Annotated in this window: 18 protein-coding genes; 7 read left to right on the forward strand and 11 right to left on the reverse strand. The window is 60.9% G+C overall.

Annotated features, from left to right (window positions below; translation table 11 throughout):
• The first annotated feature begins 16 nt into the window (after positions 1-16).
• Positions 17-1,120 (forward strand): pyridoxal phosphate-dependent aminotransferase, encoded by a 1,104-nt coding sequence (locus BM225_RS17730; RefSeq protein WP_072705667.1) that lies wholly within the window; start codon positions 17-19, stop codon positions 1,118-1,120.
• 60 nt (positions 1,121-1,180) lie between these two features.
• Here BM225_RS17730 and ruvB read toward each other — a convergent pair whose 3' ends face one another.
• From ruvB to ruvC, 3 genes are read right to left on the reverse strand one after another with little or no spacing between them, the layout of a single operon-like run.
• A complete protein-coding gene (gene ruvB / locus BM225_RS17735) occupies positions 1,181-2,206 on the reverse strand; it encodes a Holliday junction branch migration DNA helicase RuvB (RefSeq protein WP_072705666.1) in 1,026 nt (341 codons plus the stop codon).
• Positions 2,207-2,209: 3 nt separating this feature from the next.
• Entirely contained in the window at positions 2,210-2,887 is a 678-nt protein-coding gene (ruvA, locus tag BM225_RS17740; protein ID WP_072705664.1) for a Holliday junction branch migration protein RuvA, read from the reverse strand.
• Entirely contained in the window at positions 2,884-3,390 is a 507-nt protein-coding gene (gene ruvC / locus BM225_RS17745) for a crossover junction endodeoxyribonuclease RuvC (protein ID WP_072705662.1), read from the reverse strand. Before ruvC ends, ruvA begins: the two co-directional genes overlap by 4 nt.
• Before the next feature lie 300 nt (positions 3,391-3,690).
• Here ruvC and BM225_RS17750 point away from each other — a divergent pair, with 300 nt between their 5' ends.
• A complete protein-coding gene (locus BM225_RS17750; protein ID WP_072705660.1) occupies positions 3,691-3,897 on the forward strand; it encodes a DUF1127 domain-containing protein in 207 nt (68 codons plus the stop codon).
• A 76-nt stretch (positions 3,898-3,973) separates the two neighbouring features.
• Here the strand turns inward: BM225_RS17750 and BM225_RS17755 are convergent, their stop codons facing one another.
• Both BM225_RS17755 and BM225_RS17760 read right to left on the reverse strand, forming a co-directional pair.
• Positions 3,974-4,840, reverse strand: a complete 867-nt coding sequence (locus BM225_RS17755) for a 50S ribosomal protein L11 methyltransferase (RefSeq protein ID WP_072705658.1) — start codon at positions 4,838-4,840, stop codon at positions 3,974-3,976.
• Positions 4,841-4,904: 64 nt separating this feature from the next.
• A complete protein-coding gene (locus BM225_RS17760; protein WP_072705656.1) occupies positions 4,905-6,149 on the reverse strand; it encodes an MFS transporter in 1,245 nt (414 codons plus the stop codon).
• A 320-nt stretch (positions 6,150-6,469) separates the two neighbouring features.
• On the opposite strand from BM225_RS17760, the gene BM225_RS17765 reads away from it, so the two are divergent.
• On the forward strand, positions 6,470-7,519 hold the full coding sequence (locus BM225_RS17765; RefSeq protein ID WP_072705654.1) for a YeeE/YedE family protein: 1,050 nt from the start codon (positions 6,470-6,472) through the stop codon (positions 7,517-7,519).
• Here the strand turns inward: BM225_RS17765 and BM225_RS17770 are convergent.
• Both BM225_RS17770 and BM225_RS17775 read right to left on the reverse strand, forming a co-directional pair.
• Positions 7,504-8,412 carry a LysR family transcriptional regulator gene (locus BM225_RS17770; RefSeq protein ID WP_072705652.1) on the reverse strand — a complete coding sequence of 303 codons (909 nt, stop codon included), beginning with the start codon at positions 8,410-8,412 and terminating at the stop codon, positions 7,504-7,506. The genes BM225_RS17765 and BM225_RS17770 overlap by 16 nt on opposite strands.
• A gap of 65 nt (positions 8,413-8,477) precedes the next feature.
• A complete protein-coding gene (locus BM225_RS17775; RefSeq protein WP_072705650.1) occupies positions 8,478-10,670 on the reverse strand; it encodes a primosomal protein N' in 2,193 nt (730 codons plus the stop codon).
• Between the two features lie 208 nt (positions 10,671-10,878).
• Between BM225_RS17775 and BM225_RS17780 the strand changes: the two genes are divergently transcribed.
• The 3 genes from BM225_RS17780 to BM225_RS17790 are packed head-to-tail and all read left to right on the forward strand — an operon-like array spanning position 10,879 to position 13,249.
• Entirely contained in the window at positions 10,879-11,586 is a 708-nt protein-coding gene (locus tag BM225_RS17780; protein ID WP_072705648.1) for a DUF484 family protein, read from the forward strand.
• Entirely contained in the window at positions 11,583-12,512 is a 930-nt protein-coding gene (locus BM225_RS17785; protein ID WP_072705646.1) for a tyrosine recombinase XerC, read from the forward strand. Before BM225_RS17780 ends, BM225_RS17785 begins: the two co-directional genes overlap by 4 nt.
• 38 nt (positions 12,513-12,550) lie before the next feature.
• Positions 12,551-13,249, forward strand: coding sequence for a CDP-alcohol phosphatidyltransferase family protein (locus tag BM225_RS17790; RefSeq protein WP_072705644.1), 699 nt, complete (start codon positions 12,551-12,553; stop codon positions 13,247-13,249).
• 82 nt (positions 13,250-13,331) lie between these two features.
• Here BM225_RS17790 and ileS read toward each other — a convergent pair whose 3' ends face one another.
• The gene (gene ileS, locus BM225_RS17795; RefSeq protein WP_092465118.1) at positions 13,332-16,235 is read right to left on the reverse strand and encodes an isoleucine--tRNA ligase; all 2,904 of its coding nucleotides are present in this window, start codon (positions 16,233-16,235) and stop codon (positions 13,332-13,334) included.
• A 251-nt stretch (positions 16,236-16,486) separates the two neighbouring features.
• Between ileS and BM225_RS17800 the strand changes: the two genes are divergently transcribed.
• Positions 16,487-16,885, forward strand: a complete 399-nt coding sequence (locus BM225_RS17800; RefSeq protein WP_072705640.1) for a group III truncated hemoglobin — start codon at positions 16,487-16,489, stop codon at positions 16,883-16,885.
• A gap of 227 nt (positions 16,886-17,112) precedes the next feature.
• Here the strand turns inward: BM225_RS17800 and BM225_RS17805 are convergent, their stop codons facing one another.
• The 3 genes from BM225_RS17805 to BM225_RS17815 are packed head-to-tail and all read right to left on the reverse strand — an operon-like array spanning position 17,113 to position 19,960.
• Positions 17,113-18,117, reverse strand: a complete 1,005-nt coding sequence (locus BM225_RS17805) for a YcjF family protein (RefSeq protein WP_072705638.1) — start codon at positions 18,115-18,117, stop codon at positions 17,113-17,115.
• Positions 18,114-18,557, reverse strand: coding sequence for a GNAT family N-acetyltransferase (locus BM225_RS17810; RefSeq protein ID WP_072705636.1), 444 nt, complete (start codon positions 18,555-18,557; stop codon positions 18,114-18,116). The genes BM225_RS17805 and BM225_RS17810 overlap by 4 nt, the downstream gene beginning before the upstream one ends.
• On the reverse strand, positions 18,554-19,960 hold the full coding sequence (locus tag BM225_RS17815) for a YcjX family GTP-binding protein (RefSeq protein WP_092465119.1): 1,407 nt from the start codon (positions 19,958-19,960) through the stop codon (positions 18,554-18,556). Before BM225_RS17815 ends, BM225_RS17810 begins: the two co-directional genes overlap by 4 nt.
• Between the last annotated feature and the right edge of the window lie 115 nt (positions 19,961-20,075).

Genomic DNA, 20,075 nt, shown 5'->3' on the forward strand with positions numbered 1-20,075 from the left:
CGTAACCATTCGGCGCATGACACATCCGCGCTATACTCGGCTGCTGGACAGCCTGCCCTCCACCGTTCCTTTTGTCGGCCCCGAAGTGATTGAACGCACCACCGGCCAGCCCTTTTCGGCCCGCCTCGGCGCGAACGAGAATATCTTTGGCCCCTCGCCCACAGCGCTAGAGGCCCTGCGTCAGGCAGACGCGGAAATCTGGAAGTATCCCGACAGCGCCAGCCACGATCTGAAGTCTGAAATCGCGGCCCAGAACGGCATTGCCCCTGAAAACATCGTCATCGGCGAAGGGGTCGACGGCTTGCTCGGATATCTCGCCCGTATGATGATCGAACAGGGCGACACGGTGGTTACGTCAGACGGCGCCTACCCCACGTTCAACTACCACGTGGCAGGTTTTGGCGGCGTCCTCCACAAAGTGCCTTTCAAGGATGACTTCGAGGATCTGGATGCCCTGATCACCCGCGCTGCCGAGGTGGACGCCAAGCTGCTCTACCTGTCGAACCCCGACAACCCCATGGGCACCTACCTGAGCGGCACCACGATCGCAGACGCGTTGGATCGCCTACCCAAAGGTTGCTTAATGATCTTGGACGAGGCCTACATCGAACTGGCCCCAACCGACGCACGCGCGGACATCGCGATTGAGGACCCCCGCGTGATCCGCATGCGCTCCATGTCCAAGGCTTATGGCCTCGCCGGTGCGCGCGTAGGCTACGCCCTTGGCGCGGCGGAACTCATCAAGAATTTCGATAAAATTCGCAATCACTTTGGCTTGAACCGCAGCGCCCAACACGCTGCACTCGCCGCTCTGCAGGACACCGAGTGGCTGGCCCACATCCAGTCGCAGGTCAGCCACTCCCGAGACCGCCTAAGCCAGATTGCACTGGACAACAGCCTCACCCCGATCCCCTCTGCCACGAACTTCGTGACAATGGATTGTGGCCGTGACGGGGACTATGCCGCTGCAGTGGTCCGCGAACTGGGTGCGCGTGGAATCTTTGCCCGCATGCCCGGTGTGGCCCCTCTGAACCGCTGCATTCGCATTAGCTGCGGCCCTGACGCAGCGCTCGACCTCTTCGCAGCCGCACTCCCGCAAGCCCTCAAAGCCGCGCTCTAACTCTTTCTTGGCAAAAACACCCCCGCCGGAGGCAAAGCCTTGGCCTTAGGCCAAGGCATGTTACCCGAACAAATCGCTCGTTCCGGCGGGACGGGGCGGCTCTAGCCCCAAGTGCATCCAACTCGCTTGCGTCAACATCCGCCCGCGGGGTGTCCGTTGGATCAAGCCTTGCTGCAACAGATAGGGCTCGATTACTTCTTCCAGTGCGTCACGGCTCTCTGACAACGCAGCGCTCATTGTTTCGATCCCGACAGGTCCCCCCTGATAAGCCTCTGCAATCAGGCGCAAGTATCGGCGGTCTGCAGAGTCGAGCCCCAGTTGGTCGACCCCCAATCGCGTCAATGCACGGTCAGCCAGTTCACGGGTAACACGCCCGTCGCCTTCGACCACCGCAAAATCTACCACGCGCCGCAGCAGACGTCCTGCGATCCGCGGCGTGCCACGGGCGCGGCGGGCAATTTCTCGGGCGCCCTCGGGCTCCGCAGGAGCCCCGAGTTTTACCGCGTTCCGCGCAACAATTTCGGTCAGTTCGTGGATCTCGTAAAACTGCAGACGCGTCGGGATGCCAAAGCGGTCGCGCAACGGCGTTGTCAGCAGGCCGAGACGCGTCGTCGCCCCGACCAAAGTAAATGGCTGCAGTTCGATCCGCACGGTCCGCGCTGCTGGCCCCTCGCCGATCACAAGGTCGAGTTCGAAATCCTCCATCGCGGGATAGAGCACTTCTTCGACCGCAGGGTTCAGACGGTGGATTTCGTCAATGAACAAAACATCCCGCGCCTCAAGATTGGTCAGGATCGCCGCCAGATCACCCGCCTTGGCCAACACCGGCCCCGAGGTCATCCGGAAATTGACCCCCAACTCGCGCGACATAATCTGTGCCAGCGTTGTCTTTCCCAAACCCGGCGGGCCATGGAACAGAGTGTGGTCCATCGCCTCGCCCCGCCGTTTCGCGGATTCGATGAACACACGCAGATTCGCGCGAGCCTCGGCCTGACCAATGAAATCCTCAAGCACCTGCGGGCGCAGGGCGCGGTCGTTGTCCTCGGACAGCTTTTCGGGGCGAAGGGTCGGATCGGGTTCCTGCATCGCTTATCCCTTGGGCGCCAAAAGGCGCAACGCAGCGCGGATCAAGGCTGATGTATCAGCCTCGGGGTCGTCTTGCATCGCTTGCGCGACTGCCGACGCCGCCTCGCCGGGCTGATACCCCAGATTACCAAGCGCCGAGAGCGCCTCTGATTGCGCGGCCATATTCGGCTTGGGTGCGGGGGCGGCACGTTTTGTTGGCGTCTTTGGCTCCGGTGTCTCGGTCAGCTCTGCGGGTTCCTCGCCCATGGCAGCAGTGATTGAGCCGCCCATGGCCATTACGGTGGGGGCTTTCTCCTTCAGCTCGTTTACCACACGTTGCGCGGTCTTAGGTCCGATGCCTTTGGCTGCTTTGATACTGTTCCAATCGCCCAAAGCGATGGCGCGGCTCACCCCGTCCGGTCCGAGCGCCGAGAGCATAGCCAGAGCGGCCTTGGCGCCCACCCCTTGGACGGTTTGGAGCAACCGAAACCACTCTTTCTCTTGTAACGTGGTAAACCCGTACAGCTGCAGCAGATCCTCGCGCACCAGCAACTCTGTGAAGAGCGCGGTCGCCTCACCAACGCTAGGCAGCGCCCCCAACGTACGGTCTGAACAATAGACGATGTAGCCGACGCCGCGCACATCGAGCAGCACATGATCCTCGGTCCGGTAGTCGATCCGGCCTGACAGTTTTCCGATCATCCCTTGGCCCTCGCCAATGCTTGTTCCAGACCGCGTCCGCCGCGGCTTTGGTGGGCGTGACACATGGCGATCGCCAGCGCATCGGTGGCGTCGGGCCCGTTCAGTTTCACGCCGGGCAGCTGCAAGCGCACCATGTAGTCCACCTGATCCTTGGCTGCGTGACCCACGCCCACCACGGTTTTCTTCACCGCGTTGGGGGCGTATTCCCCGACCGGCAACCCCGCCTGCGCCAAGGTCATCAGGGCCACGCCCCGCGCCTGACCCAGTTTCAGTGTACCCACAGCATCCTTGTTCACAAAGGTCTGCTCGATCGCGGCCGTTTCCGGCGCCCATGCGTCGATCACCTCGATCAACTGGTTGTACAGAGAGAGCAGCCGTTCCCCGAGGTTGTCCCCGTCCGAATGGCAAACGCCGTTGGCAACATGAGTGATTCGCCCTGGCATCGCATCAATGACGCCCCACCCCATGTTGCGCAGGCCCGGATCGACCCCCAAAACGCGCATTTCTGCCCCCTGCTCTGTGTTCTTTTCGTCGCACTAGCACGAAACAAGAACAAACGCCAGCATGATGGCAAGAGGCGGCGCCCTGAAATCGGGATGAAATCCGCCTCTTCGCGATCTGAATGCGACACGAAGAAGATACATATTTCTCTTTAGTAACAGTTTGTTAGTCGTCATGCAGTGTATGCATGGGTCGCGTTCGACCTATGCAATTTTTATCGCTTGTGCCGGAAAAGAAGGCGAATTACGTGCGGATCAGGAAATCACTCCACTTTTTTCTTGCAACCTCGAAGGGACGCAAAAATGGCAGTTCTCGATATCACCCGCATCGACACCCCTGCGGCTGGCATTGGTGCCCGCCTTTGGCAGGCAGCAGTGCATTTCGCATATTCGCTGGCGGCCCCGACGGGCTCTGACAAGGCGCTGGACGCTCTGTCCGACGCGCAGCTGGACGATCTGGGCCTGTGCCGCGCAGACATCATCGACATGAAAAAAGCGCGCCGCTTCTAAGCCGCAGACCAGACCAACGCAAAAGGGCGCCTGATCCAGTCAGGCGCCCTTTTTGTATGTCAGCGTCAGATACAGATTACTTCTGCAGGGTCAGGGTCGACCAATCCCCAATGTCTTCGCGGTGGGCCAAGGTCATGCCCTGCGCCACATAGGCTTCGGTAACGTCGTCCGCCTGATCTACTAGCAGACCCGACAGGATCGCGTAGCCGCCCTCGCCCAGATGCGAGGCCACATCGGGGGCCAGATCGATCAGCGGGGCCTTCAGGATATTGGCAAAGACTAGGTCAAAGGGTGCGGCGGCATGCAGGGTCTCGTGCTCGAAACCGGTCGCCTCAAGGCATTTGACGCGGCCTTCCAGACCGTTTGCTTTGACGTTCGCTTCGGCCACTTCCACCGCGACGATATCAATGTCGCTGGCCAGTACGGGGTTCGGCCAGATGCGCGCAGCGGCCATGCCCAGAACAGCGGTGCCGCAGCCGATATCGACCACGTTCTTGCCCTTGAACCCGCCAGTGTCCAGACGGTCCAGCGCCTTCAGACAGCCTAGCGTGGTGCCGTGGTGACCAGTGCCAAACGCCATTGCAGCTTCGATCAGCAGAGGCTCGCTACCTTCAGGCACCTTGTCCGCGTCGTGGCTGCCGTAGACAAAGAAACGACCGGCGACCACAGGGGCCAGATCACGGCGCACTTTGGCGACCCAATCCGTTTCGGGCAGTTCGCTGACCACGAAATCCTGCGCATCGTTCATGGACGCCAGCAGCGCCAGACCGGCCGCGTCGGGTTCTTCGGTGAAATAGCCGCCGACTTCCCACAGGCCCGAGCCATCTTCCATTTCGAAGACGCCGATGCCGGTGGGCTCGGGGATCATGTTCTCCATCGCTACGCCCAAGGCTTCGGCGTTCTCTTTGGCGGTCAGCTTGGTGTAGGCGGTGTAGGTGGGCATTTCGGACTCCTGTTCAGGCTTGCAGGGGGCGATAGGCCCCCTTCTGCCTTGGGTCAAGCGCCCTTTACTCTGCGACCGCAGCCACGAACCGGCTAAAGCGGGTTTCATTGCCCTTTTCCGGATGGCGCGGGATCAGCAGTGCCAGACAGAGCGATGTCGCCGCCATCCCTGCCGCCAGCACAAAGACCGCGCCCGGCGACTGGAGCCAAAGGTAGCCCAAGGCCGCAGGCAAGAAGACCGCCGCGATATGGTTGATGGTAAACGCAACGGCCGCGGTCGGCGCGATATCACCGGGGTCCGCGATTTTCTGGAAATAGGTTTTGATCGCCAAAGCCATGGCAAAAAACAAGTGGTCGATCACATAGAGCACAGAGGCCAGAACGACGCCCCATCCAAACATGTAGATGCCGCCATACAGGCTAAACACAAAGATGAGGCCGACATATTCGATCACCAGCGCCTTTTGCTCGCCAAAACGGGACACCATACGCCCGATCAGGGGCGCAAAGAACATGTTCGCGACAAGGTTAATCAAAAACAGCCCCGTGACCTCGTGCACGTCAAAGCCAAACCGTTCGACCATCATGAAGCCCGCAAAGACCACAAAGATCTGACGGCGCGCTCCGGCCATGAACTGAAGCAAGTAATACAGCCAGTAGCGGCGGCGCAGAACAAACTTCTTAACCTGAGGATTGGGTGCTTCGAACTGAGGATAGGCAAAGATCGCAAAGAGCGCGACCGCCGCCGTCACCCCGCCCGCAATCATGTAGACTGTGGAATAAGACAGCGAAAAGCTCTGCCACGTCAGCATGATCAGGCCGTAGGCCACTAGCGTCGCGGCACTGCCGGTCGCCAGCAAAGCGCCCAAAACTTTGGGCGCCTCCTCCTTGGACAGCCATTGCAGCTGGAGCGACTGGTTCACCGTCTCATAATAATGAAAGCCGATTGAGCTCAGCATCGTGACCACCAGAATTCCGCCCAATGACGGAAAGAACCCTGTGATCGCCGTCGCGACACCCAGCAAGATCAAAGAGACCAGCCCCAAGACCTGCTCTCGAATGATCAGCAGCAGAGCGATCACGCCAATCGCCAGAAAACCCGGGATTTCGCGAACGGTATGCAGCCAGCCGATGTCAGAACCATCGAACTGTGCCACCTCGATCACGAAGTTATTCAGCAGGGCAGACCATGTCGCAAACGCCACCGGCATCGCGGCGGCCATCACGAACAGCAATGTTTTGGGCTGACGCCATTTCGGCAAATGGCGCGCGTCGGCCAGCGGAAGCGGGGAAAAGAAAGAACGACTCATGCCAAGTCTATTACGCCCGCCCGTGATCGCTGGCAAAGCTCAATCTGCGCGGGACGTCGTATACGGGTATTCCAATTCTGCACATAAAACACGTTGTACGCCCGGGCAGGCTTCCACGTTGCGCGCGGTCGCGCATCTGCGGGGCGACGCACCTCCCGATGAACGTCTCTAGATACGGACTCTGTCCCGACACATCGCACTCCCCAATCGCGGATCGAACAATCAGCGATCAAATTCACACATTCATATTCTGATACAAATCAAAGTACGCCGCGGCTGATATGCGTAAAACCCGCCCAATCGCCCGACAGGAGAGCACAATGGACATACTCTGGATCGTCGAATCGCTGGGAGAGGCCGCAACTGCCGCTCTGTTTGGTCTGATCACCGGCGTGATCTTTGGCGTCGCGGCTCAGCGATCACGATTCTGCCTACGGGCGGCGACGGTAGAATTTGGACGGTTCCAGATGGGGGACCGTGTAGCGGTCTGGCTTCTGACCTTCTCAACGGCGCTGGTCTGGGTACAGGCGGCAGAACTCAGCGGTCTGATGCAGGCCGAAGACGCACGAATGATGGCCGTCCCCGGTAGTTGGTCCGGTGCAATTCTTGGCGGGCTGCTTTTCGGTTGCGGAATGGTGCTGGCCCGAGGCTGCTCTGGCCGGCTCTTGGTACTCGGGGCGACGGGCAATCTGCGCTCGATCATCTCTGGCCTGATCTTCGCGGTCGTCGCACAAATGAGCCTGTCCGGCTGGCTCTCTCCGTTTCGGGACAGGCTGGCGGCGCTGTGGATCACGAGCGGCGGGCGCAACCTGAACCTAGAGGCTGCTGTAGGGCTACCGGACTGGGGTGGGCTTATCCTTGGGCTTGGAATTGCTGTTTTTGCGTTAGAACTGTCCCGGCGCCAACAGATTGGCTGGACCCGTCTGGTGTTCGCGTCGGGCGTGGGGTTCGCTGTCGCGGTCGGCTGGGTCCTGACCTACGCCTTGTCCCAAGTCGCTTTTGACCCAGTGCAGATCGAAAGCGCGACGTTTACGGGACCCTCGGCCCACACGCTCATGTTCTTTCTCGAACGTAATCCGGTGCTGGAGTTCGACGTCGGACTTGTGCCCGGCGTATTCATCGGCGCTTTTGCCGCCTCTTGGTTCAAAGGCGAGTTCAAATTCCAAGGGTTCGAGGACGAGGCTAATATGCGCCGCGCGATGCTCGGGGCGGCGCTGATGGGCTTTGGCGGCATGTTGGCGGGGGGCTGCGCGATCGGCGCAGGTGTGACAGGCGGCTCGATCTTTGTCGGCACCGCCTGGCTGGCACTCTTTTGCATGTGGGTCGGCGCTATCGTCACCGACCGCATGGTGGATTACTCGGCCGAGTAACCTACCCCGCCCGCTTGACCGTCATTATTCGGCTGCGAGAAACCCTCGCTCAGGCGGCGCTGCGCAACACTCTGGGCAATCCAGTCCACAACAGCGTTCACAATCGGATCGCGCTGACGCTTTTCTTGGTAAACTGCCCACAGGCTGCGGGTCGCAACGCTATGCGCGCCAGTGATGATGTTCAGCGGCGATGTCGCGGGCAGGTGCAGACGGGGCACGATAGCCGCCAGACCGGTCGAGGCCGCCGCATCCATCGCAAGGCTGAAGTCTTCGACCCGCATGACGGGCGGACGACCGAAGCGTTCGTAGCCAGCTTGCATCTCGGGGGTCCAGTCCAGCTCGCGGCTCAGGGCGATCCAGTCACGGCTGGTCGCATCAGGCTTTTGCACCGCGCAGAAGTGAACCTTGCCGACTTCGTGGCCCATCAGGGTGTCGTCCAGCGGACGGTTCATCCGCAGCGCGACGTCCACATCTTCACGGTCGAAGTTCGCTTCGATCGACGAACACAGGATTTCCAGCTCGATCCCGGGATAACGCTCCATGAACGCGCCAAGCTGTTCTGTCAGATAATCTGCCGCAAGGAATCCCGTTGTGATAACTCGCGCCTTCTCTGCAGCCGACTGCAAATGGGGCAAGTTGTTGCCCAAACGCGCCAGATTCGACTCGAACTGCTCGATCACATCCATGAGGGCGCGTCCCTCGGGTGTCAGACGCCAGCCGTCCCGACCTTGGACAAAGAGTTTTACCCCGACATCCTGAGAGATGCGGTGAATGCGGCGTGAGACGGTCGCAACATTAATATCGAGATGTTTTGCAGCAACGTTCATAGAACGGTGCCGCGCAAGTGCTGCGACGTACCGAAAGTCGTCCCAGTTTACCTTAGATGTAACCATAACAAACCAGACTCGTTAGACAGAAATATATTAACCTATGCAGAACACACTAAGAAAGTGCCTATCTACAGAAAGGTTTGCGGGTCGATATCTATTGTCAACCTTGTTGTGTTTTTCACCCTTACATTCCGCACCCAGAGCGCGATTGCTTTTTGCAATGCCACCCCTTTCGGAGACTTGACCAACAATCTGACTCGGTGACGCCCCCTGATTCGTGCAATCGGAGCCGGCGCGGGTCCGAACACTTGTGCACCGACTGACCGAAGCGGCTCGCACTGTCTTGTAAGCTGGTTTGCCAAATCGAAGGCGTCATTTAATTCTTCTGACGAAACAATCACACCCGCCATGCGGCCATACGGGGGCACGCCTGCCGCCTGACGCTCGGCCGCTTCGGCTTGCCAGAAGCCCTCTTCATCGCCCGAGAGGATGGCACGGATCACCGGATGTTCCGGCTGAAAGGTCTGCATCAGAGCAAGCCCGCGCTTGGTCGAGCGCCCTGCCCGCCCCGCTACCTGACGCATCAACTGGAACGTCCGCTCTGCTGCGCGAAGGTCCGATCCCTGCAATCCCAGATCCGCGTCGATCACCCCTACCAGTGTGAGATTGGGAAAGTTATGCCCCTTGGCGACCATCTGGGTGCCAATAATGATATCGGCCGCACCGTCTGCAATCCGTTTGATCTCTTCTTTCAAGGCCCTAGCGCTGCCAAACAAATCCGATGACAGCACAGCAATGCGCGCATCGGGGAAAAGCGTGGTCGCCTCCTCGGCCAGACGCTCGACGCCGGGGCCGACCGGAGCCAGCTTACCCGGCACATGACAGCTTGGGCATTCCTCTGGCATCGGGGTGGTTTCGCCGCACTGATGGCACATCAATCGCTTTAGGAACCGGTGTTCGACCATGCGTGCGTCGCAATGGGGACAGGCGACCTGATGGCCGCAGGCCCGACAGATCGTGACGGGAGCGTATCCGCGCCGATTCAGAAACAATAGGGCTTGCTCGCCTCGGTCGATACGCTCCTGCGCTGCCTTACGTAAAGTCGGCGAAATCCACGTGCTCGCGGCCAGTGTTTCGGCCCGCATATCGACGGCTTCCATCTCTGGCATGACCGCCTCGCCGAAGCGCGAGGTCAGATCGAGACGGTCGTACTTGCCCGCTTCGGCATTTGCCCAAGATTCAAGGCTGGGTGTTGCCGATGCCAGCACCACCCTTGCGCAACACAGGCTTGCGCGTAGGACAGCCATATCCCGTGCATTGTAAAGGACGCCGTCCTCTTGTTTGTAAGACGTGTCGTGTTCTTCATCGACCACGATCAGACCCAAATCGCGGAACGGCAGGAACAAGGCGGACCGGGCACCGACCACAACTTGGGCACCGTTTTCAGCCACCATTTTCCAGGTGCGGCGGCGTTCGGTCATCGTCACACCGCTGTGCCATTCAGCAGGTCTGCCACCAAAACGGGCTTCGAGACGGGTCAGAAACTCCGATGTCAGCGCAATTTCCGGCAGCAGCACCAAGGCCTGACGCCCACGTTTCAGGCAGGCCGCGACTGCTTCGAGGTAGACCTCGGTCTTGCCTGAGCCCGTCACGCCCTTCAGCAACGTGGTGCCGTAGGTGCCGCTGGCAATCCCCTCGGCCAGATGGGCCGCTGCGGCGGCCTGATCCTCGGTCAGGTCTTTGCCCTTGTGGTTCGGATCGAGATGCGGAAAGGGCAGATCTTTGGGCGCATCCTCTTCGCGCAATGCCCCCTGCTTCACGAGTCCTTTGATGACAGAGGACGTCACCCCCGCCATTTCGGCCAGCTCGCGCTGGGTAAAGGCCAGCCCACCATATTCCCGCATCGTCTCCAGCACACGCTGGCGTGCATCCGTCATCCGGTCAGGCTCGCCGTCCCCCAGCCTGTAAATCCGGCGCGTCGCAGGCGCATCGCTGAGGCCCGGCGCGCGGGTCGCCAGCCGCAGCATCGCAGGCAAAGGCGTCAGCGTGTAATCCGCCGCCTTGATGATAAAGTCCCGCAGCTCATCGCGCATCGGCGGCACATCCAACACGCGCATTACAGCGCGCAGCTTGGCCCGATCATAGTCACCTGCCGCCGGCCCCCACACCACACCCAAAACGCGACGCGGCCCCAAGGGCACCTCAACATAAGAGCCGCTCCAGCACCCGCCTTCTGGGGCGAGGTAATCCAAAGGGCGATCCAGCGGCTGCGTTGTCAGCACCGCACAGGGTTCGCCTGCCTCGAAATACGCTGGTTCCAAACTCCGGCTCCTGTGATTGGATCAGATATCCCCCTTGGCCTAGCCCCTTCGCAAGCAAACGCCAACCCGCGGAATTGATGCCAACGGGGCAACAGACGGAGCCTTTCGCGCAACAGGTCACCAACGGTTTACGATAGATGCAATAAAACAAGGCACGGGTGGATCGGCTGTGTTATAACGCGTGTAACTAAAAAAACAGGCCTACGACATGAGCAGTACGCAAAAGATCGAAACACCCTTGCGCGACCGCATTCTCGCTGAACCGGACCTCATTCTGGATGACCGCGACCTGATGCACGCGCTGATCACCGCGAACGAACGCGCAATGGGCAGCAATATTGTTGACCTGCGCGGCTTGGCGATGGAACGACTGGAAAGCCGTCTGGACCGGCTGGAGGACACTCATCGCAGCGTGATCGCAGCCGCCTACGAGAACCTCGCTGGGACCAATCAGGTGCACCGCGCCATTCTGGCCATGCTGGACCCCGTCACGTTTGAAGACTTCCTTGCCAACCTGGGCAGCGAGGTCTCTCAAATCCTGCGCGTGGATTGCCTGCGTCTGGTTCTGGAAACCCGCCAGAGCGCCGAAGAGCCCGCGATCAAGCGCCTGAGCAACGTGCTGTCCTCTGCCGAAGAGGGGTTTGTTCGTGACTATCTGACCATGGGCCGCGGCGGCCAAACACGCCAAGTCACTCTGCGCCAGATCCAATCGGGCGACAGCCGTGTGCACGGCGACAAATACGCCGACATCCGCTCCGAAGCCTGCTTGCGCCTAAACTTCGGCGCGGGCCGCCTGCCCGGAATGCTGGTAATGGGCGCCGAAGACCCCCACCAGTTCACCCCGCAGCAGGGCGCGGACCTATTGGAGTTCTTTGCTGGCGTTTTCGAACGGACCATGCGCCGCTGGCTGGCATGAGCTTGATCTCTGCCGCGCAGCGGGATGCGCTGGCCAATTGGCTGGCGCATGAGCGCGGGGTAAAGAACGCCTCTGACAACACGATCGAGGCCTACTCCAACGATCTGGCCGGTTTTCTGTCCTTCCTCGCCGCGCACCACGGTGGCGCCGAAGGGCTTGGCCCGCTGTTGCGCATCGCCCCTTCGGACATGCGGTCGTGGATGGCGAATGAGCGTGCCCGCGGGACAGGCGCGCGCAGCCTTGCGCGACGATTGTCAGCGGTGAAGACCTTTTTCCGCTGGCTGGCAGAGCGCGAAGGGTTTGACCCAACCACTGTCCTCTCAACTCGTGCACCGCGCACACAGCGTCCCCTGCCCCGCCCCCTGACCGAGGATGCCGCCAAAGCTGTAATCGACACCGTTGGCACTCTGCCCCGTGAGGGGTGGGTCGGCACCCGAGACGTTGCGATCGTCACCTTGCTATATGGCTGCGGCCTGCGCATCTCAGAGGCGCTGGGCCTGACAGGCGCAGACGCCCCCCTGCCCGATGCCCTGAGAATTGTGGGCAAGGGCGGCAAAGAACGCATTGTCCCTGTCATCCCCGCCGCCCGTCAGGCGGTGGCCGATTATGTCAAAGAATGCCCGTATGATCTGGGGCCGCAGGAGCCGCTGTTTCGCGGCGCGCGCGGCGGCGGCGTGAACCCCCGCGTGATAAGCAAAGCCATGGAGACGACGCGGATGCAGCTTGGCCTACCCTCTTCGGCCACGCCGCACGCCCTGCGGCACAGCTTTGCGACGCACCTGTTAAACGCGGGTGGCGACCTGCGTGCGATCCAAGAATTGTTGGGGCACGCGGCCCTCTCGACGACGCAAGTTTATACAGGTGTCGACAATGCACGGCTTCTGGACGTGTATTCTGCCGCCCACCCCCGAGCGAAACGCGGGTGACGGTTGCACCGTGCACCCCAATGCTGCATGAACAACCGATGAAACTCAGATCCGCCGCAATATCCGTACATCTTTTGACCGCGACCGGTGCCTGCATCGCGATGCTCGCCATGTTGGCCGCAGTAGAGCAAAACTGGTCCATGATGGTGCTCTGGCTCGTTGTTGCCTTTGCCGTCGATGGCGTGGACGGGCCTTTGGCTCGGAAATACGAAGTCGGCAAGAACGCCCCAGAGATTGATGGCGTGCTGATGGACCTGATCATCGATTACCTGACCTACGTGTTCATTCCAGCCTATGCTCTGTTCAAGTCCGGCTTGCTACCGGGCTGGATGGGCTGGCTTGCGATCATGGTGATCACTTACACCAGCGCGCTCTATTATGCCGACACGCGCATGAAGACCGAAGACAAGAGCTTTCGCGGGTTTCCGGGCTGCTGGAACATGGCCATCCTGCCCTTGTTCGCGCTGAAGCCTTCGCCCGAGTTTATTGTGGGTCTGGTGATCGTGTTGGCCGTGGCGATGTTTTTGAACCTGCGCTTTATCCACCCCGTGCGCACGAAACGCTGGCGGGCAGTCTCCTTGCCGATTGCACTGATCTGGACCGCCTCTGCGGCGTGGGCCGCTTGGGTCGATTTCCATCCGGCGAGTTGGGCCGGTTGGGTGCTGGGCGCCAGCTCGATCTATCTGGTTCTGGTGGGGATTGTGCAGCAGGTTATTCCGGAACGCCCAAAGGGGTAAGCGCCGGGGGCCAGCCTCCGGACCCCCGGAGTATTTTGGCAAAGATGAAAAAAGGGCGCCGTTTCGGGCGCCCTTTTCTGTTTTAGCCGAGTGCGTCATTGCAGCGTTTGCAGGTCGCTGCGTGGCTGTGGGTGCCCACATCCGGCAAGATTTTCCAACAACGCTGGCACTTCTCGCCGTCTGCCTTTTCAAAGACCACACCGACGCCCGCTTGGTCAGGCAGGCGGAACGCCTCTGCCGGGGCGGGATCTGCGGTCAGGGCGATACCCGAGGTGATGCAGATATCCTCGAAAGCGACGGTTTTCAGGGCCGAAAGCGCGTCCGCATCTTCGACGTGGACCACCGGAGCCGCTTCGAGCGAGGCACCGATGACTTTGTCTGTTCGTTGGACTTCGAGTGCAGCGGTCACCACGCGGCGGACTTTACGGACGCTCGACCATTTGGTGGCCAGCGGTTCGTCCAGCCAGTCGGCGGGCGTTGCGGGGATGTCCTGTAGGTGGACCGAGCTGTCGTCACCGGGGAAGCGCTGGAGCCAGACCTCTTCCATCGTGAAGGTCAGGATCGGCGCGAGCCATGTGGTCAGGCGGTGGAACAGGATGTCCATGACCGTGCGGGCGGCGCGGCGACGAGTGCTGTCGGTCGCGTCGCAATACAGCACGTCCTTGCGGATATCGAAGTAGAACGACGACATCTCGACGGTGCAGAAGTTGAACAGCTGCTGGAACACGCCTTGGAAGTCATAGGCGGTGTAGCCGGTGCGCACCTTGTGATCCAGCTCGGCCAGACGGTGCAGGACCCAGCGCTCCAGTTCGGGCATTTCCGCGACGTCCAGACGCTCTGCTTCGGTGAAGCCATCAAGGCTGCCGATCAGGAAGCGCATGGTGTTGCGCAGACGGCGGTAGCTGTCAGCCACGCCCTTCAGGATTTCCGGCCCGATGCGCAGGTCGGCAGTGTAGTCGGACTGGGCCACCCACAGACGCAGGATATCGGCGCCGTATTGTTTGGTTACGTCTTCTGGCGACACGGTGTTGCCGAGCGATTTGGACATCTTGTTGCCCTTCTCGTCCAGCGTGAAGCCGTGGGTCAGCACGCCGCGATAGGGCGCGCGGCCCTTGGTGCCGCAGGCCTGCAGCATCGAGCTGTGGAACCAGCCGCGGTGTTGGTCGGTGCCCTCGAGGTAGAGGTCCGCGATGCCGTCCGCCGCGCCATCGGGACGGTCACGCAGCACGAAGGCGTGGGTCGAACCGGAGTCGAACCACACGTCAAGGATGTCGAACACCTGCTCGTAGTCGTCAGGGTTCACCACATTGCCAAGGAAGCGCTCTTTCGCGCCCTCTTTGTACCACGCATCCGCGCCTTCGGCCTCAAAGGCTTCGTTGATACGCGCGTTGACCTCTTCGTTGCGGAGCAGGAAGTCTTCGTCCTGCGGCTTCGCGCCGACTTTGGTAAAGCAGGTCAGCGGGACGCCCCAAGCGCGCTGGCGGGACAGAACCCAATCAGGGCGTGCTTCGATCATCGAATACAGGCGGTTGCGGCCTGTTTGCGGGGTCCATTTTACCAGCTGGTCGATGCTGGTCAGAGCGCGATCACGGATGGTTTTGCCGTAGGTGTCCTGACCGTCGCCAACCTCGCGATCAATCGCCGCGAACCACTGGGGCGTGTTGCGGTAGATGACCGGCGCTTTGGAACGCCACGAGTGCGGGTAGCTGTGCTTCATACGGCCACGGGCGATGATCCCGCCGGCCTCGACCAGCTTGGCGATGACAGTGGTGTTGGCTTTGCCCTCTTTGCCCTTGCGATCAAAGACCTGAAGACCGGCAAAGAACGGCACGTGGTCCAGGAATTCGGATTCCTCGCCCACGTTATAGGTCATGCGCTCGATCCAGTTGCGGGCGACAAAGACTTCGTAGTCCTCTTGGCCGTGGCTGGGGGCGGTGTGGACGAACCCTGTACCTGCGTCGTCGGTCACGTGATCACCATCGACCATGGGCACGTCGTAGTCCCAGAAGCCGTCGGCCCCGTCGATGCCGTTAAACGGGTGGGCACAGATAAGACCTTCGAATTCGCTGGGGGCGACGTCGCGAACCTTGGTAAATTCTGTCACGCGGGATTTTTCCAGCGCATCAGCAGCCAGAGTGTTGGCGAAAAGGTACAGATCGCCGGGGTTGGTCCAGCTTTCCTCTTGGGTCGCGTCCACGCGGTAGAGGCCGTATTCGATGCCGTTGCCGTAAGCGACCGCTTTGTTCGATGGGATGGTCCACGGGGTGGTGGTCCAGATCACGACGCGCGCGCTCTCCAGATCGCCGCCAGCGTTCTGGAAGCGGAAGGGCACCCAGATCGTGTGGCTCTGGTGATCGTGGTACTCGACCTCTGCCTCGGCCAGCGCGGTTTTTTCCACGGGCGACCACATCACGGGCTTGGAGCCCTGATACAGAGTGCCGGTCATCAGGAATTTCTGGAATTCTTCGGCGATCACACGCTCGGCGTGGAAGTTCATGGTCAGATAGGGATCATCCCACGTGCCGGTGATGCCCAGACGCTTGAATTCTTTGCGCTGGATGTCGATCCAGCCCTCGGCGAATTTGCGGCATTCCTGACGGAAGTCGATGACGGGAACTTCGTCTTTGTTCTTGCCCTTCTTGCGGTACTGTTCCTCGATCTTCCATTCGATGGGCAGACCGTGGCAGTCCCAACCGGGGATATAGCGTGCCTCGCGGCCCAGCATCTGCTGGCTGCGGACGATAAAATCCTTGAGGATCTTGTTCAGGGCGTGACCGATGTGCAGGTTACCGTTCGCATAAGGGGGGCCATCGTGCAGGATAAAGGGCTCGCGACCCTCGGCCTTGTCACGCAGCTGCTGGTAGATGTCCATTTTCTCCCAGCGGGCCAGCCATTCGGGCTCTCGCTTGGGCAGACCGGCCCGCATGGGGAAGTCGGTCTTGGGCAGGAACAGGGTGTCTTTGTAGTCGGGCGTTTCGGCGCACATGTGTGGCGTCCTTCGGTCATGTTTTATGTCTGAGAGGGTGCGGCGGCGCGGTATCCCATACGCCTTGTCCCGGCGGCTCGTTTGGATCAGAGCGCCGGGCTGATAATTCGAATAATGATCGCCATCACGAATGTCATGGCCGCCTTATATGATGCAGAAAACGGGGCGTAAAGCGCTGCGATGCATCGACCCGTTGCGGCGGTGCGGCACGGGCGATAGCCTGACCCGCGTTCCTTTCAGAGAGTCGCCGTATGCCCTACCCCATCACTGGCCCCGATATCGACCGTGTCGTCACGAAATTCTACGCGCGGGTGCGGGTGCATCCTGTGCTGGGGCCCGTATTTAATGGCCGGATCGCGGCCGACGCATGGCCCGCGCACGAGGACAAGATCAGCCGTTTCTGGCGCAATGCCCTACTGCAAGAGCGGAACTACCACGGTTTCCCCATGCGCACGCATCTGCAAACGCCCGAGATCAAGGCCGACATGTTCGCCCACTGGCTAAGTCTGTTTGATCAGGTGCTGGCAGAGGAGTTGGACGCAGAAATCGCAGAGCGTTGGTCTGCTGTGGCCCATCGGATCGGTGCGGGAATGCGGATCGGCGTGGCTGATCGTGACGCGCCCAAGGACGCCGTGCCAAAGCTATTTTAAGATCAACGGTGGCTGATGGGCTACCTGAAGCTGGCGAGCTGGCAACGTGGCGACCAGAAGGGGGCGGCGGTGCGAGCGGGCTGGTTCTAGGTGGCTGAAGAGCTGTGAGGCGGCTGGCGTACTGCTGGCTGCCTCGTTGATGTCAGGGATAGCCGACCGCGCAGACCGCGTCAATAAGTTGCTTTAAAACAAATACTTGACTGAATTACTCGGGTAGTCAGAGCATTCTATTTCTTGAAAAATCCAGTTAGCGCGCGCTGGACGACCACCCGCGCAGAGGGCTTTTTCTCGACGATAAAGGGCAAGGGTCGGCAGACTTCAATCGCTGCGATTCCCACGCGGGCCGTCAGAGCGCCGTTCACCAAACCTTCGCCAAAGCGGCGCGAAAGTTTCCCCAGCAAGCTGCCCCCGATCAAAGGCTCTAGCATGTCATCGCCAACGGCCACGGCGCCCGTCGCCACAAGATGAGTCATCACAGCGCGTGCCAAGCGCCAGCTGCCCAACAGGCCCCCGCGCCCGCCATAAACTTCGGCCACACGGCGCATCATCCGCAGGTTTGCAGTCATCGCCGCCACCACATCCGCCAGCGCCAAAGGCACCATCGCGGTCACCGTTGCAACCTGACGGGCGGCGACCTCGACTTCTTTGACCGCCTGCGCATCAAGATGGGCCAAGAGTTCACGCTCGACCAGAGCCAGCGCATCTGTGGCCTCGATAGCATCGTCTTTGCGCTCTTTCAGGCGGTCGCGACCCCAACGCAGATCATCGCGCCCCGCATACAGACGCTCCACGTCCCGCACGACAGCGCGCGCAGCGGCCAAGTCCTGCCCTTCGATGGCGGTGTTGGCCTGATGCTGAATCTTGTCGATACGCGACAGCCGAGCAATAGCCCCGAGCTCGCGCAGCACAATCAGCAGACACACCAGAACGAAGGCTGCGATCAGTCCAGTGACAATCGCGCCCAGAATAACGTTCTGCGCGATCAGGCCGGTCACAAAGTTCCACGCCGCGATCGAGATCATTGCCCCGATCACTGACACGAGCAGGCCCCAGAACCACCGCGCCAATACCGAAGGCTTGCGCGCTGCCAAAACAGCGACGGTTTGCATCGCGCGGCCTTCTGGCGCGTCGGGACCCGGATCGGGCACAGGTTCTACCTGCGCCGGATTGGGCGTATCCGCTTCGACGGTCGTTGGCGTATCCAGATCGAACAGGACCGGTCCTTTGCTCATTCAGCACCCCTTTCCCACAGGTACTCGACGTCGGGCAGCCCTTCGTCGTTGTAATCACCATCGGTGCGCCCGACCTCTTTGAATCCCGACAGGCGGTAAAAAGCACGCGCCACGGTGTTCGCCTTGTACGTCCACAGCCGCAGCCGATCCGAGCGCTCTTTGGCATAGGTCATCAACTGCCGCCCCACGCCATTCCGGCGGGCATCCGGCGCCACATACAGGGCCAAAATCTCGTCATCGGCCAACGCGATAAAGCCCATGGGCCGGTCCGCAGTGGCAATCGTCACCCAGCCCCGCTCAATCATGGTGGCGCAATACATGATATCCTCGGCGCTGGAGCGCACTTTGGGCAACCACGCCGTCTGGTCCACAAACTCGGTCAACATCGCACCCATTTTCCCCGCATCGAGGTCATGGGCAGGCCGTAAATAGAAACTCATAAACGATCCCCGAACAAAAATTGCGCTGCACGGTCCAGTCGAATATGGGGCGGACCGTCCCCCGGCCGCAGGGTCAGCGGGGCCGGAGCAAAGCGCATGGCTTCAAAATCACCTTCCAGCCAACCGCCCTCTTCCCCGTTCAACAATACACGGGGGTCGGCAGGCAGTTCGCCGGGATACAGGGCGGCCATCCGCCCGTCTTCTAATAATTTGCCGCGCACCACATCCAAGGTCTGGCCATTGTGCTGACGGCTCTCTTCGGTTGTTGCGCGCAGGGCCGCGATAGACATCGCTGCGGTTTCGGCACCGGCAAAGCGGGCGCGCTCGCGGGCCTCTCGGGTCAATTCCTCGATGATCGCGGTCAGGCGCTGGTGCTGGCTGTGGTGCAGATGGTCCGCTTTGGTCGCCGCAAAGAGGATTTTCTCGACCCGCTTGCCACGCAAAAGCTGGGTCAGGAAATCATTTCGGCCGGGGCGGAACGATCCCAGAATGCCCTGCATCGTGTCGCGCATATCCTGAATGGCCTCTGGCCCCCGATGCAAGGCGCCAAGCACATCCACGAGCACCACCTGCCGATCGATCCGCGCAAAATGCTCGCGGAAGAAAGGTTTAACGACGCGCGCCTTGTACGCCTCGAACCGTGTTTCCATCTCGCGCCACAGGCTGCGACGGGGCGCGTTGTCGGGTTTCAGCAGCGGGGCAAAAGTGAGCACGGGCGATCCAGCCAGATCACCGGGCAACAAAAAGCGGCCCGGCGTGCAGTCCGAGAACCCGTCTGCGCGCGCTGCATGAAGATACGCTGTAAAGGTCCGAGCGAGAGTTTGCGCGACCACTTCGTCCAACGGGGCGGCGGTGTCCGTGCCCCGCGCCATATCCACGTAAGGCGCGCCGAGCGCCCGTCCCTCAAGACGGCGCAGGACACTCGCCGACCATTCCGCGTAGCTCTGATCCAAGAGGCCCAAGTCCAACAGCCATTCGCCCGGATAATCCACGATATCCAGATGCACAGTGCGCGGGCCGGACAGTCCACCGATCAGCCCATTCGGTTTGATCCGCATGGACAGGCGCAGCTCGCTGACGGCCCGCGTACTGTCGGGCCAATGGGGATGCGCGCAGGTCAGGTCGGACAGGTGGGACTCATACTCAAACCGCGGCACCGTCACATCGGGCTGCGGCTGGAGAAAGGACGCCAGAATGCGCCCCTCGGCGGCGGCGGTCAGGTGGCCCATGCGCCCACGGTCCAGCATGTTCGCCACGAGCGAGGTGATGAACACCGTCTTGCCCGCACGCGCGAGTCCCGTCACCCCGAGCCGGATGCCAGGTTCAAACAGTGCTTCGTTGATGATGCCTGTGATGCCTTCGACGCCGCGCGTCAGTTCGTCTGCAATCCGCCCGATGACCAAATGGAACCGCCTCCCTCTTCGCGGCACAACCTAAGCATCGCATGGCCGTAAAACCAGTAGCTGAATTCGGGGAATGCGAAGGTTGCTTGCCCTAATTGCGATCGCCCGCTACATC

Origin of the sequence: Donghicola eburneus (assembly GCF_900115865.1) — a bacterium.
In the GTDB taxonomy this organism is placed as follows: Bacteria; Pseudomonadota; Alphaproteobacteria; order Rhodobacterales; family Rhodobacteraceae; genus Donghicola; species Donghicola eburneus.